Raw genomic sequence first — 13,094 nt, 5'->3', positions numbered from 1 at the left:
ATCTGCGATACATGGCCTTAAATACTCCGCGCACCAAGCCATCGAAAAAAATAGCGATCAGGTCCATCGGTGAGGCGCTACCCCGCGCACATTATCAGCGGTGCCCTGAATGTGACACGCTATTTAGCTTGCCGAAAATGCGTTCGCACCAAAGTGCATACTGCCCTCGCTGTCAGGCAAAAATCCGTGACGGACGCGACTGGTCATTGACGCGACTGGCGGCGATGGCCGTTACAATGTTGCTACTGATGCCCTTTGCCTGGGGAGAACCACTGTTACACATCTATTTATTGGGCATCCGTATTGACGCTAATGTGGTACAGGGTATCTGGCAAATGACCCGGCAAGGCGATCCGCTAACCGCATCCATCGTGCTATTTTGCGTAGCCGGCGCGCCGATAATACTCGTCTCCTCAATCGCATATCTGTGGTTTGGTAATATTCTCGGTATGAACCTGCGCCCGGTATTGCTGATGTTGGAAAGACTTAAAGAATGGGTCATGCTGGATATCTATCTGGTGGGTATTGGCGTCGCTTCAATCAAAGTGCAAGATTATGCTTTTCTGCAACCCGGCGTGGGGCTTTTTGCATTTATCGCGTTGGTGATCCTCAGTATTCTGACGCTATCGCACCTCAATGTTGAGCAACTGTGGGAACGTTTTTATCCGCAAAGACCAGCCCGTCGCCCTGATGAAAAGCTTCGCGTCTGCCTTGGCTGTCACTTTACAGGCTATCCCGATGCTCGCGGACGTTGCCCCCGTTGCCATATTCCGCTGCGCTGGCGCAGGAATCAGAGCATCCAAAAGTGCTGGGCTGCACTGTTAGCCTCGATTGTCTTTCTCCTGCCTGCTAATCTGCTGCCTATATCGGTCATATACGTTAACGGATCCCGGCAGGAAGACACTATTCTCTCGGGGATCATGTCTCTGGCCAACAGTAATGTCGGCGTCGCGGCAATCGTCTTTATCGCCAGTATCCTGGTGCCTTTCACCAAAGTGATTGTGATGTTTACTTTGTTGTTCAGCATCCACTTTAAATGTGAACAAGGATTACGCACGCGCATCTTATTACTGCGCATGGTGACCTGGATTGGCCGCTGGTCAATGCTGGATCTCTTTGTTATCGCCTTAACTATGTCGCTGATTAACCGCGATCAGATACTTGCTTTTACTATGGGACCGGCTGCGTTTTATTTCGGCGCAGCGGTAATATTGACTATTCTTGCTGTGGAATGGCTGGACAGCCGCTTACTTTGGGATGCACATGAGTCAGGAAACGCCCGCTTCGCAGACTGAAGCACAGATTAAAACAAAACGCCGCATTTCTCCGTTCTGGCTGCTGCCGATCATTGCATTGATGATCGCTGGATGGCTTATCTGGGGAAGCTATGAAGATCGCGGCAACACCGTAACCATCGACTTTATGTCTGCGGATGGCATTGTACCAGGCCGTACTCCCGTTCGTTACCAGGGTGTCGAAGTTGGTACAGTGCAGGATATCAGTCTCAGCAAAGATCTGCGTAAGATTGAGGTTCGGGTTAGCATCAAATCCAGCATGAAAGATGCTCTGCGTAAAGACACACAATTCTGGCTGGTGACGCCGAAAGCATCGCTGGCAGGCGTCTCTGGCCTTGATGCACTGGTTGGCGGTAACTATATCGGAATGATGCCCGGAACCGGTGAAGCAGAGGATCATTTTGTCGCGCTTGATACGCAACCAAAGTACCGCCTGAACAACGGCGATTTGATGCTTCATCTGCATGCGCCCGACCTCGGCTCCCTCAACAGTGGTTCATTGGTTTACTTCCGCAAGATACCGGTAGGCCGGGTGTATGACTACACCATAAATCCCAACAATCAGGGCGTGACTATCGACGTACTGATTGAGCGCCGATTTACCAATCTGGTGAAAAAAGGCAGCCGTTTCTGGAATGTTTCCGGTGTAAATGCGGATGTCAGCCTCAGCGGCGCGAAGGTCAAACTGGAAAGCCTCGCTGCACTGGTTAATGGCGCGATCGCCTTTGATTCACCGGAGGATTCGCAACCCGCCGTCGCAGACGATACGTTCGGTTTGTACCAGGACCTGGCACACAGCCAACGCGGCGTGATAGTGAAACTCGAACTCCCCAGTGGCGATGGTCTAAAAGCAGGCTCAACAGCACTGATGTACCAGGGGTTGGAGGTGGGCGAACTCACTAAACTGGATTTGAATCCAGGGGGTAAAGTCACCGGTGAGATGACGGTCGACCCCAGCGTCGTCACGCTGCTGCGGGAGAACACGCGTATCGAATTACACAGCCCCAAATTGTCGTTGAGCGATGTGAATCTCAGTTCACTGCTCACGGGTAAAACCTTCGAACTGGTGCCCGGTGAGGGCGAGCCTCGAAGCCAGTTTGTGGTTGTTCCCGGCGAGAAATCCTTGCTTCATGACCCGGGCGTGATGACGTTCACCCTGACGGCACCGGAAAGCTATGGCATTGATGCCGGGCAACCGTTGATCCTGCACGGTGTACAAGTCGGACAAGTTATTGAACGAACCCTATCCAGCAAAGGCGTCTCTTTTACCGTCGCCATCGAACCGCAACATCGCGACCTGGTGCTGGGTGACAGTAAATTTGTGGTCAATAGCCGGGTGGATGTCAAAGTAGGTATTGATGGCGTGGAGTTCCTCGGCGCCAGTGCCAGCGAATGGATTAGCGGAGGCATTCGCATTTTACCGGGTACGAAAGGTGAAATGAAAAGCAGCTATCCGCTGTATGCCAATCTGGAAAAAGCCATCGAAAACAGCCTGAGCGATCTACCGACCACCACGCTCAGCCTGCGTGCCGAAACGCTGCCGGATGTGCAAGCTGGCTCAGTGGTGTTATACCGTAAATTTGAGGTGGGCGAAGTTATTAGTGTACGTCCTCGTGCCGAGGCGTTTGACATCGATCTGCATATCAAACCTGAATATCGCAATCTGTTGACCAGCAACAGCGTGTTCTGGGCTGAAGGTGGCGCAAAAGTTCAACTCAACGGCAGCGGTTTGACCGTTCAGGCATCCCCTCTGTCGCGCGCGCTCAAGGGTGCGATTAGCTTCGATAACCTGAGCGGAGCCAGCGCCAGTCAGCGCAAAGGCGACAAACGTATCCTGTATGCCTCTGAAACCGCTGCGCGTGCTGTGGGGGGGCAAATTACCTTGCACGCATTTGATGCCGGTAAGCTCGCCGCGGGCATGCCGATTCGCTACCTGGGTATCGATATCGGTCAGATCCAGACTCTTGAACTGATCACTGCTCGTAACGAAGTTCAGGCGAAAGCGGTACTATACCCGGAGTATGTCCAGACTTTTGCACGTGCCGGCACCCGCTTCTCGGTCATTACTCCACAAATCTCCGCCGCAGGCGTGGAGCACCTGGATACAATCCTGCAACCTTACATTAATGTTGAACCAGGACGAGGCAATCCACGCCGCGATTTCGAACTACAAGAAGCCACTATTACTGATTCGCGTTACCTTGATGGCCTGAGCATCGTGGTGGAAGCATCAGAAGCTGGATCGCTGAATATCGGTACACCAGTCCTGTTCAGAGGGATTGAAGTGGGAACCGTCACCGGACTGACGCTGGGTTCACTTTCTGACCGCGTAATGATCGCCATGCGTATCAGCAAGCGCTATCAGCATCTGGTGCGTAATAATTCCGTGTTCTGGCTGGCCTCCGGTTACAACCTCGACTTCGGCCTGACTGGCGGCGTCGTGAAAACCGGTACCTTCAACCAATTCATTCGCGGCGGTATCGCCTTCGCTACCCCACCGGGTACTCCACTGGCTCCAAAAGCACAGGAGGGTAAACACTTCCTGTTGCTGGAGAGCGAACCGAAAGAATGGCGCGAATGGGGTACCGCCCTGCCGCGCTAATGTCCCCTGCTCCGGCGTACGCGCGCCGGAGCGTTTATACCCTTCATACTTCAAGTTGCAGGTGAGTTGGTTTCACTCGCTTACCGCGTTACTGGCCTGTGGCTTCGACCCTTAGCGGCCAGCGCAAGCGTTGTTGTCCTGCAACTCGAAATATTCAGGGTATATGCTAAACTGCGCACCTGTTTTTTTGCCGGTGCGACCAAGTGGCTTATTTTCCAGACGCCTTTCTGACTCAAATGCGTGAAGCAATGCCTTCCACGCTCTCTTTCGATGACTTTCTTGCCGCCTGCCAGCGTCCGTTACGCCGCAGCATTCGCGTGAATACACTAAAAATCTCCGTTGCCGATTTTCTCGACCTAACTGCACCTTACGGCTGGTCGCTCACGCCAGTTCCCTGGTGTGAGGAAGGTTTCTGGATCGAACGTGGTGATGAAGAGTCAGTGCCGCTGGGCAGCACCGCTGAGCATTTAAGCGGTCTTTTTTATATTCAGGAAGCCAGCTCAATGCTGCCGGTTGCCGCGCTGTTTGCCGAAGGTAATATGCCGGATCGTGTGATGGATGTCGCAGCAGCTCCTGGCTCTAAAACTACACAAATAGCGGCAAAAATGAATAACAAGGGCGCAATCCTGGCGAATGAGTTTTCCGCCAGTCGCGTTAAAGTGCTGCATGCCAATATCAGCCGCTGCGGGATCAGTAACGTCGCCTTAACCCACTTTGACGGGCGCGTGTTTGGCGCTGCTCTTCCGGAAACTTTTGATGCGATTTTACTGGATGCTCCGTGTTCAGGCGAAGGCGTGGTGCGTAAAGATCCCGATGCGCTGAAAAACTGGTCCGTTGAAAGTAATCTTGAGATTGCCGCCACGCAGCGCGAACTGCTCGACAGCGCATTTCACGCCTTACGTCCCGGTGGCACGCTGGTTTATTCAACGTGCACTTTAAACCGTGACGAAAACGAATCCATCATGCAGTGGCTGATAGAAACTTATCCAGATGCCGTCGAGTTTCTTCCATTGGGTGACTTATTTCCTGGAGCCGAACGTGCCCTCACGCCGGAGGGATTTCTACATGTATTCCCGCAAATTTACGACTGTGAAGGGTTCTTTGTCGCGCGTTTGCGCAAAACCGCCGCGATTCACGCCCTGCCAGCCCCAAAATACAAGGTTGGAAACTTTCCATTCAGTCCGCTGAAAGGACGTGAAACTGCGCAAATCACCGCCGCGGCGAATGCCTGTGCAATACAATGGGATAATAATCTGCGTCTCTGGCAACGTGATAAAGAGGTCTGGCTATTCCCCGTAGAAATTGAAGCGCTGATTGGTAAGGTCCGTTTTTCCCGTCTCGGGATCAAGCTGGCTGAAACCCATAATAAAGGATACCGCTGGCAGCATGAGGCAGTGATCGCCCTTGCTAATCCGAATCACAATAATGCGTTCGAACTGACCCTTGAGGAAGCGGAAGAGTGGTATCGCGGCAGAGATGTCTATCCGCAAACCTCACCGGCCACCGACGACGTGCTGGTCACATTCCAGCAGCAGCCAATTGGTCTGGCGAAGCGTATTGGTTCGCGATTAAAGAACAGTTATCCGCGCGATCTTGTCCGGGATGGCAAACTCTTTACCGGATAACGCACGTTTTTACTGGCGCTTTTGCTGACGTTGACTACGCTGAAAAATGGACGACCTAACTGGTCGTACCACAACCAGCAAATCAACGGAGAGCACGATGATGAAAACCAGTGTGCGCATTGGCGCTTTTGAAATCGACGACGCCGAGTTACATGGCGAATCGCCGGGAGACCGAACGTTAACCATTCCGTGCAAATCCGATCCGGATTTATGCATGCAACTGGATGCCTGGGACGCCGATACCAGCATCCCGGCACTCCTTAATGGGGAACATTCTGTTCTATTCCGTCAGCACTACGATCGTAAGTCAGATGCCTGGATCATGCGTTTTGCCTGATTCAAAAAGAACCCGTCGCCAGGCGGGTTATTTCTTTTCTTAATTTCCCCCTCGCTTCAACCTCTTCTACACTATCGGTACGGCAGTACAATTTGAGGATGTAATGTTCACGCTGGTTCTTTTTGTTTGCTACCTGGATGGCGGTTGTGAAGATATCGTGGTCGATGTCTACAATACGGAACAGCAGTGCCTTATTTCGATGGACGATCAGCGTATTCGCAACGGAGGATGTCTACCTGCGGATGGCTATATCGACAGTTTCTGGCGCCCGGCGCAGGAATACAGCGATTTTTGATTATTGTAACTGCACCAGCGTAAGCTCACCGCCAAACACCGCGCCGGTATCAATATAGTGCAGGTTATCGATATCCAGCCGATGGCGTAGCGGCGTATGGCCAAACCAAAAATTATCCGCCCCACGTATCCCCCCGCGTTTGCTCATCAACCTTTCGCGACCCCAAATAACACCTTGTAAATCAACATCTTTCTGCCACTGATAATTCTCATCAGGGTAATCAGCATGGGCAATAACATGTATACCGGTCTGACAGTGAAGTTCCAGAATCCAGGGTAATTGTTGACAGAATTCAAGTGCGATTCGCGCGCTCGGTTGTGGCGCACGGGTAAACCAGGATCCCCCATTCAGCAACCACAGCAGCTGCTCGCCCGTCGCCAGCGCATCCAGTGCCATCTGCTCGTGATTGCCTCTGACCGCCACAACCCAGGTTTTACGCAGTAATTTCAGGCAGCGGAGGCTGTCTGGCCCACGGTCAATAACATCCCCGACAGACACCAACAGATCCTGCCACGGGTCAAAACGGCACTGGCGCAATTTATCCACCAGCATGGAGAAACAGCCGTGGATATCCCCGACGACCCAGACATGACGCCAGCGTGTACCTTCCACTCTCTGGTAGATATTACCAGGCAGCCCCATTTGACCTCCTGCACAGAAAATTATCTACACATTCAGGAAAACCATGCGCGATACTCACATGAGCCTTCCCTTTCAACGCCTTCATGCAGTTAGCCTGTACGAATTTGTTCAGAAAATCTCTGACAATGTCCAGATTATCTGGCTCTAAATGTCCGCCACCATCCGGGTATTTGGATTATCTTCTCCAGCCAGGGAAAATCGTATTTATTCCCCAGAATAATCGACGTAGTTAGAGTATAGTAAAAGAAATCTGAACAAATTAACGAGACGGTTATTATTTTGTTTAAAAACCTCCACATCATTAATTAATGAGAGATTAAAAAACATATTTACAATCAACTTACACTATACGTTCGAGAAGTTACTTTTTTACTCCCCAGCTCCGTTTCGCAATGACCGAGATATATACGCAATGTCATCATCATGATGATAACATTCATCGAGCAGGAGTCTGCAGGTTGAATGGGCTTACAAACGGGAACTGGTCTGATCAGATTGAATAGACTAAGCTAATCATGCACACTACGCGCCCTCACAACTAACAAGAGGTTACTTTCCTGATGGATCAGGTTGCCATTCTCCAACAGATGTTCGAGCAAGTGAGAAAGGAGTTAAATTTTTCCTGGTTTTATTCTGAATTGAAACGACACAACATTGCGCATTATATCTACTATCTGGCTACAGATAACATCAGGATCGTCACGCATAATGACGACGTTTTGTTAATAAGAGGATACAGAAGCTTATTAAAAATCAGTACGATTAAGAACGTCGAACTTATAAAAGAAGCGGCACGGATTCATATCTCCGGGAAGTCAACATTTCGGGAGTACTGCATCACACTTGCCAGTGCTGGTGTTTTTCGCTGGGTAACCGATGTCAATGATAATAAACGTTGTTATTATTCTTTTGATAATTCACTTTTATATATTGAAGATATCGAGAACAATAAACCCCTCATATAATGCTTTGGGCCCTTGGTCTGGGGCCCTTAATGTAAACGGCAGAATGTAAAAAATCGCAGGTGCATTTTGCATCTGCGACTGTGAAAATACATCCTGATAGTCAGTTCTCTCAATACGCAGACGTCACCGAAGTTGTTCAGGCTTCGGCAACCTGCTAAGCGTATCAAGTGAGAGGAGGAATTACCCCACACCCGGTTCATGCGGTGATCTTAGAGCCTATCCCATTGGGCTATTTTATTTAATGTACTGCGCTTCGCGATAACAAATTAATAATGAGAACACCTGCACAAATTAGTGCCATTCCGATAATAGCGGGCAAATCCAGTCGTTGCCCATGTATAACCCAGGCAAGAAGACTGATCAGCACAATACCCACACCAGACCAGATAGCATATGCAATTCCTGTAGGTATATGCGCCAGCGTCTGGGAAAGCAGCCAGAATGAAGCACAGTAACACACAATCGTACCAACAGAAGGCCATAGCCGAGTGAACCCATCGGTAAACTTCATTAACGTTGTCCCGGTCACTTCAGCCAGAATAGCCGCACCAAGATAGATATAAGTATTCATAACCATTCATTTTTTAAACAAGACAAAGAAAGATTCTACTATATCTTCACCTTACATGATCTTTTCTTGCTGCAGCTTCTTTCTGTATACATATGTTGCGGTTTCGAAAGAACATGGAAATTCGGCTGTTTTCGAGATCCTGTGTGCTAAAACCGGGAGAGAGCTTCACGGTTAGCATGGTATTAAAAATTATGCTTCATACCTGCCATAGCACAGCTGTCCCTGTACCCCTTATTCCTCATCCGAGCTCTATGTGCTGATCTAATTTTCTGCGCAAATGAATTGTGATTGTTAAAAAACGTGTGGTATAACGAATGAACAGCAAAGATCAGAATTCGGACAGATTTCGGGCATAGAACCTTAAGTGTTTGAAATCAAAGTCTGATAAAAAGAGACCGAATAAAGCTTCACGAACAACAAGCCAGGAGTTGGAAGTGACGGTCGGAACAATTCAGTCAGATAAATTTCAGCTTGGATATAAGGTCATTGGCTCAGGGGCTGCGGCAATCATTGTTGGTAGCAACCTGTATTATTCCCGCACTTTCTCGACTGACCTGGCAAAGCGTTTTTGCCTATACTTTATCGATCATCGAGCCTATGCTCCGGCGAGCAAACCCGTTCAAGAGGATGATTTCTCCTTAGATAAGGTCGTTAGTGATATTGAATTGTCTCGTGTTGCCCTTGGCGTTGATAGAATGACGATCATCGGGCACTCTGGAAACGGATTCATGGCACTGGAATACGCACGTCTGTATCCTAGCCGGGTATCACATGTAATACTCATTAGCACTCCACCCAATTTGAGCGCCGATCTCAATGATAAATCGGAACAAAGATTCAAGACAGAAGCGTCTAAGCTCCGTCAGGAAATATACGATAAAGAAATATCCCTGCTTTCATCGGATGCAAAAAAGCACCCGCAGGAGCAATTCAAATATCTTCTCCTCCGAACCGGTCCCCGGTCTTGGTTAGACCCATTTTTTGACGCGGCTCCACTCTGGCGTGATGTTATCACGCACGATGTCGGATTTGACTTGCTCTGGGGAAAGGTATTTCCCGACTTCGATATGAAATGTGTTGCAGCAGCGATCAGCGCGCCCGTTTTCTTGGCCCTTGGTCGTCACGACTATATCAATCCACCTATCGAATCGTGGAAAGAGTATCAAGGCTATTTCAGAGACATTGAGATCGAAATTTTTGAGAAAAGCGGCCACACGCCGCAACTTGAAGAACCGGAGAGGTTCAACGAGGCCCTGATAAGATTCATTCAACGCCATCAATAGGGATTGTCGCGGAAATACTGATTATCTGACTGGATCGCCGCAATCTGATTTCGTTCAACAATTGCTATCGCAAAACCGTCCTTGCGGCGACGTCTCCATTCATCAGAGCGGGCGCTTTTTTCCGGCATGCCGCCTTTGTAAATCAGTAAACATCGACTCTCTGGCAGATAATTTCCGCGTACGTATCGATACTGTGCAGGATGTTGGCAGCGCCAAAGCACTCCGAACTGATATCGAAAGCGCGAAGGTTACGCTGGGTTCAGCCTTGTTCACCGAATTGAAGAACAAAGCAGTTAAGCGCTATTACCTGGTGGATGCACATAACAAGGTAGAAGCCGCGATCAACTCCCTGCCTACTCCGGACGAACCGGATGCAGCAGAACGGTTTGGGGAAGTTGAGCGAGTTCTTGTAACGGCGAAAAGTCACAGGGTGGCGAACTGCACGATCAGTTCAGCATCCTCCTGGCAGATATGAAATCGGTAATATGTGGGCTAACTGAGCTGGAATGGGTCGCCCTCCCCTTGAGGAGATGTAATGCGACTGATTAACCGAGGCAATCAGCAATCCCTGTTAGCGCGTCAGGCATGCGACATCAAGCTGGCCATTCATCACGCTCCGGAACTTCACGGTAAAGAATATAAGGTTCAGCCTGATGCCATCTGTGTGGATCCGAGCAAAACGAATCTTCGTCCCAAAAAATCGACAGGAAAGACGCTATTTCTCAGGCCATCGTGGTCAATAACTACATTGAAAGGAATCCGGCAGAGCCGACAAGAACGCCGACGCCCAAAGTGAAGCGTGAGCGTCTTTTGCTTGAGCAGTCCGAGATAATAAGGGATGCCGCAACCGCCCATTCCGAATGGGCTGCAAATGCATGTGGTCTGGCACTTGTCACCGGGCAAAGAAGAGAGGACGTATCGTTGTTCAGATTCAGCGATATCAGGGATTCTACAGAGTTAAAGTTTGGCCCCAACCCTCCTCCTTTCCATGAGATCAGGAGCTTGGCGAGCAGACTGTGTGAAAGGGAGCGTGGAGAGGATTTCGCACAGAGACTGCTGGGGCATAAAAATTTAACAATGACCAAAAAATACCTGGACGCACGCGGTGCAGAATATGTTATGGTTTAGACAGGATATGGAAATTTCGAGTAATTTTCGTGGGGTTTCGTGAAAGCACCGAGAAAACCCAACGAAAATAAGCTCATAAAAAGAGACCGAATACGATTCCTGTATTCGGTCCAGGGAAATGGCTCTTGGGAGAGAGCCGTGCGCTAAAAGTTGGCATTAATGCAGGCTAAGTTACCCTGCCATTTAAGAATAGATGACAGCGCCAGGTTTTCCAGTCCGTGACTAAAGTGGCCTGAAAAAAAGGACGATTGTCACCCGCAACAACGCAAAAACCGCAAGTTCTCCTGAGAGATCCTTGCGGTTTTTTATTGGAAATCAGAGAGGTATATCTGACAACTAACAGAGCTTTTCTGCACGTTCGATAAACGGCGCAAGGCTCATTTTTTCGCCTGGTTTCGCCGGATCATCAATCTGAATAATGTCGATCGGTTTTGCCGTCGTTTTACCGTTTTCAACCTGCTCTCTGGCAATATCATTCAGTGGGTATTGCACTAACGTGCTGGGATTAATGACATACAGTGCGTTGCCAGGCCGACAGGTCAACATCACCTCTTCACGATTAAACGCCCACTTATCTTTACCAACCTCAAAACGGCTGACGGTAATGACCTGTGGTGCAGCCAGTGCAGCTCCTGAACTTGTCAGGAGTAATAAAGAGATAACTATTTTTTTCATACGTTTGCCAGTCCATCAGAAAGGTTCAAGAGTTGCAAACAGGCTGACAATCGCCAGCACGACAGCCCCTATTCCCCATTCAAGCTTCGTCATCCAGATAAAGTAGAGAGTCATACAGCGGTTATCTTGCTGCATGCGTGGTACGAGAACATACCGATTCACGAGTGCAATCGCCACCATTAGCGCGACCAGGGCACATTTTAACAAAAGCAATTGCCCATACGCTGCGTGCCAGGGGACTGACAAACCGACAATAAACAACACATTCGCCATGCCGGTAAGCAATACGCCGATAACAAAAAGATGCCCGTAGCGGGAAAATCGCATCATAGTGCTAATAGCCTGCTGTCGCCAACGGCCCTTAGCCATCCTCATACAGTAAATAACTGGCAGCAGGCCGCCAAACCAGGCTGCAGCGCATATCAGATGTAACGCATGATTAAGCTGCTGTATAGCCCGCACGACGCCGTCATGTAGGGTTGCATGTCCGACACCAGCCAATAGGATAAACTGGGCAATTGTCATAATCAGCAACAACCGTGACATGCTGTGCGGCACAATGATAGTTACCACCAGCGTGACCAGCGCGAGAATAATCTGCCATAACCACACGCCACCAAACTGCGTTTGCAGAACCGCTCCCCATATTTCTACAGAGATAACATCCTGCCAGCCCGATCCCATTAATCCACCCTGGATCGCCAACATCAGCGTTGCGCTAATAAAACTCCATGTCGCGGCATGCCGTTGCAAACGCAAAAAGCGGCGCATCATCAAGCGACGGACTGAGACAGGAGCCAGCCATGCACCGTAAAGCGCACAGCCAAATACCAGCATTAAAGTGGTGAAATGGATAAAACGCAGAACGACCCAGGTAAGTGCCAGCATGGTTTATTTCACGCTAAAGGTATATTGCCCTTTCGTCTTGTGACCATCCACTGATACAACATGCCAGTCAACCGTATATTTCCCGGTATCCAGTGACTGAGCGAGCGGAATGATCAGTTGCGTCTTATCTTGTTCATTGCGCGTCGGCTTGCCGGTTTTGATCTGTGTCTGTTTTGGGCCTGTAAGCGTTGCGCCACTGAACGCAGGCTCAACGCCTTCAGAAAAATTAAGAGTCAACGCCTGGGGAGAGGCTATGATCTGCGCATCCGCCTCAGGACTTTGCGTTGTCAAATGCGCATGAGCCAGCGCTGCGGGGGTTGCCAGAGCGGAAGTCAGTGCGATGAGGGCATAGCGAAGTAAAGATGCAGTAGAAAGCATATCAACTATTCCTTTTTGTTATGTCTAATTTGTAGAGAATAACCTTCTACAATGATCGAGTCGAGAATCATCATTTCTGGCTTGCCATTAATGCACTCTCTTAGTAACTTTTGCGCGCCAATGAATAGAGATAAGGAGAAGCCCATGAACATCAACCTGGCTAAACTTGAACAAGATGAGATGGATAAGGTCAATGTTGATCTGGCCGCGGCAGGTGTCGCATTCAAAGAGCGCTATAACATGCCTGTCGTTGCAGAAGTCGTCGAGCGCGAGCAACCTGAACATCTACGCGACTGGTTTCGCGAGCGGCTGATCGCACACCGTTTGGCATCGGTTTCCCTCTCACGTTTACCTTACGAGCCGAAAGTTAAATAAACCTTATATTACGTTACAATTCCTTACATGGTGGC

At 49.5% G+C, this 13,094-nt stretch carries 15 protein-coding genes and 1 pseudogene; 11 read left to right on the top strand and 5 right to left on the bottom strand.

What is annotated here, in order from left to right; genetic code table 11:
• Positions 1-11 precede the first annotated feature (11 nt).
• From yebS to SK36_RS08500, 5 genes are all read left to right on the top strand, one after another.
• Positions 12-1,295: a membrane integrity lipid transport subunit YebS gene (gene yebS / locus SK36_RS08520; RefSeq protein WP_045444026.1), complete on the top strand. Its 1,284-nt coding sequence runs from the start codon at positions 12-14 to the stop codon at positions 1,293-1,295.
• On the top strand, positions 1,264-3,897 hold the full coding sequence (locus tag SK36_RS08515; RefSeq protein ID WP_045444028.1) for a PqiB family protein: 2,634 nt from the start codon (positions 1,264-1,266) through the stop codon (positions 3,895-3,897). Before yebS ends, SK36_RS08515 begins: the two co-directional genes overlap by 32 nt.
• 203 nt (positions 3,898-4,100) lie before the next feature.
• Positions 4,101-5,522 (top strand): 16S rRNA (cytosine(1407)-C(5))-methyltransferase RsmF, encoded by a 1,422-nt coding sequence (rsmF, locus tag SK36_RS08510; protein ID WP_075261767.1) that lies wholly within the window; start codon positions 4,101-4,103, stop codon positions 5,520-5,522.
• Positions 5,523-5,622: 100 nt separating this feature from the next.
• On the top strand, positions 5,623-5,859 hold the full coding sequence (locus tag SK36_RS08505) for a YebV family protein (protein WP_167493956.1): 237 nt from the start codon (positions 5,623-5,625) through the stop codon (positions 5,857-5,859).
• Between the two features lie 103 nt (positions 5,860-5,962).
• Complete coding sequence (locus SK36_RS08500; protein ID WP_045444034.1) at positions 5,963-6,154, top strand: YdfD/YebW family protein; 192 nt, start codon at positions 5,963-5,965, stop codon at positions 6,152-6,154.
• On the opposite strand, the gene pphA is transcribed toward SK36_RS08500, so the two are convergent.
• The gene (gene pphA / locus SK36_RS08495; protein WP_048221306.1) at positions 6,155-6,796 is read right to left on the bottom strand and encodes a protein-serine/threonine phosphatase; all 642 of its coding nucleotides are present in this window, start codon (positions 6,794-6,796) and stop codon (positions 6,155-6,157) included.
• Between the two features lie 560 nt (positions 6,797-7,356).
• On the opposite strand from pphA, the gene SK36_RS08490 reads away from it, so the two are divergent.
• The gene (locus SK36_RS08490) at positions 7,357-7,761 is read left to right on the top strand and encodes a DUF1398 domain-containing protein (protein ID WP_048221305.1); all 405 of its coding nucleotides are present in this window, start codon (positions 7,357-7,359) and stop codon (positions 7,759-7,761) included.
• 238 nt (positions 7,762-7,999) lie between these two features.
• On the opposite strand, the gene SK36_RS08485 is transcribed toward SK36_RS08490, so the two are convergent.
• Positions 8,000-8,332, bottom strand: a complete 333-nt coding sequence (locus SK36_RS08485; RefSeq protein WP_045444043.1) for an EmrE family multidrug efflux SMR transporter — start codon at positions 8,330-8,332, stop codon at positions 8,000-8,002.
• A 434-nt stretch (positions 8,333-8,766) separates the two neighbouring features.
• On the opposite strand from SK36_RS08485, the gene SK36_RS08480 reads away from it, so the two are divergent.
• The 4 genes and pseudogenes from SK36_RS08480 to SK36_RS24860 all read left to right on the top strand — a co-directional run bounded on the left by SK36_RS08480 (position 8,767) and on the right by SK36_RS24860 (position 10,743).
• Complete coding sequence (locus tag SK36_RS08480) at positions 8,767-9,615, top strand: alpha/beta fold hydrolase (RefSeq protein WP_048221304.1); 849 nt, start codon at positions 8,767-8,769, stop codon at positions 9,613-9,615.
• 142 nt (positions 9,616-9,757) lie between these two features.
• Positions 9,758-10,164 (top strand): annotated as a pseudogene (locus SK36_RS08475) (hypothetical protein); the annotation flags it as partial.
• The gene (locus tag SK36_RS25220) at positions 10,151-10,411 is read left to right on the top strand and encodes a hypothetical protein (RefSeq protein WP_048221302.1); all 261 of its coding nucleotides are present in this window, start codon (positions 10,151-10,153) and stop codon (positions 10,409-10,411) included. The pseudogene SK36_RS08475 and the gene SK36_RS25220, both read left to right, overlap by 14 nt.
• Positions 10,348-10,743, top strand: coding sequence for a tyrosine-type recombinase/integrase (locus tag SK36_RS24860; protein ID WP_331456575.1), 396 nt, complete (start codon positions 10,348-10,350; stop codon positions 10,741-10,743). Before SK36_RS25220 ends, SK36_RS24860 begins: the two co-directional genes overlap by 64 nt.
• A gap of 336 nt (positions 10,744-11,079) precedes the next feature.
• Here SK36_RS24860 and SK36_RS08460 read toward each other — a convergent pair whose 3' ends face one another.
• The 3 genes from SK36_RS08460 to yobA are packed head-to-tail and all read right to left on the bottom strand — an operon-like array spanning position 11,080 to position 12,684.
• A complete protein-coding gene (locus SK36_RS08460; RefSeq protein WP_045444052.1) occupies positions 11,080-11,418 on the bottom strand; it encodes a YebY family protein in 339 nt (112 codons plus the stop codon).
• Between the two features lie 15 nt (positions 11,419-11,433).
• The gene (copD, locus tag SK36_RS08455; RefSeq protein WP_048221301.1) at positions 11,434-12,306 is read right to left on the bottom strand and encodes a copper homeostasis membrane protein CopD; all 873 of its coding nucleotides are present in this window, start codon (positions 12,304-12,306) and stop codon (positions 11,434-11,436) included.
• Between the two features lie 3 nt (positions 12,307-12,309).
• The gene (gene yobA / locus SK36_RS08450; RefSeq protein WP_045444057.1) at positions 12,310-12,684 is read right to left on the bottom strand and encodes a CopC domain-containing protein YobA; all 375 of its coding nucleotides are present in this window, start codon (positions 12,682-12,684) and stop codon (positions 12,310-12,312) included.
• Between the two features lie 144 nt (positions 12,685-12,828).
• Here yobA and SK36_RS08445 point away from each other — a divergent pair, with 144 nt between their 5' ends.
• Entirely contained in the window at positions 12,829-13,059 is a 231-nt protein-coding gene (locus SK36_RS08445) for a DNA polymerase III subunit theta (protein WP_045444060.1), read from the top strand.
• Positions 13,060-13,094 lie beyond the last annotated feature (35 nt).

It is taken from the genome of Citrobacter sp. MGH106 (assembly GCF_001037495.1).
In the GTDB taxonomy this organism is placed as follows: domain Bacteria; phylum Pseudomonadota; class Gammaproteobacteria; order Enterobacterales; family Enterobacteriaceae; genus Citrobacter; species Citrobacter murliniae.
This window is presented reverse-complemented; position numbering and strand designations above follow the sequence as displayed.

Coding starts and splice junctions, on each gene's coding strand:
- yebS (WP_045444026.1), top strand. CDS start 12: ATGGCCTTAAATACTCCGCGCACCAAGCCATCGAAAAAAATAGCGATC.
- SK36_RS08515 (WP_045444028.1), top strand. CDS start 1,264: ATGAGTCAGGAAACGCCCGCTTCGCAGACTGAAGCACAGATTAAAACA.
- SK36_RS08505 (WP_167493956.1), top strand. CDS start 5,623: ATGAAAACCAGTGTGCGCATTGGCGCTTTTGAAATCGACGACGCCGAG.
- SK36_RS08500 (WP_045444034.1), top strand. CDS start 5,963: ATGTTCACGCTGGTTCTTTTTGTTTGCTACCTGGATGGCGGTTGTGAA.
- pphA (WP_048221306.1), bottom strand. CDS start 6,796: ATGGGGCTGCCTGGTAATATCTACCAGAGAGTGGAAGGTACACGCTGG.
- SK36_RS08490 (WP_048221305.1), top strand. CDS start 7,357: ATGGATCAGGTTGCCATTCTCCAACAGATGTTCGAGCAAGTGAGAAAG.
- SK36_RS08485 (WP_045444043.1), bottom strand. CDS start 8,332: ATGAATACTTATATCTATCTTGGTGCGGCTATTCTGGCTGAAGTGACC.
- SK36_RS25220 (WP_048221302.1), top strand. CDS start 10,151: ATGCGACTGATTAACCGAGGCAATCAGCAATCCCTGTTAGCGCGTCAG.
- SK36_RS08460 (WP_045444052.1), bottom strand. CDS start 11,418: ATGAAAAAAATAGTTATCTCTTTATTACTCCTGACAAGTTCAGGAGCT.
- copD (WP_048221301.1), bottom strand. CDS start 12,306: ATGCTGGCACTTACCTGGGTCGTTCTGCGTTTTATCCATTTCACCACT.
- yobA (WP_045444057.1), bottom strand. CDS start 12,684: ATGCTTTCTACTGCATCTTTACTTCGCTATGCCCTCATCGCACTGACT.
- SK36_RS08445 (WP_045444060.1), top strand. CDS start 12,829: ATGAACATCAACCTGGCTAAACTTGAACAAGATGAGATGGATAAGGTC.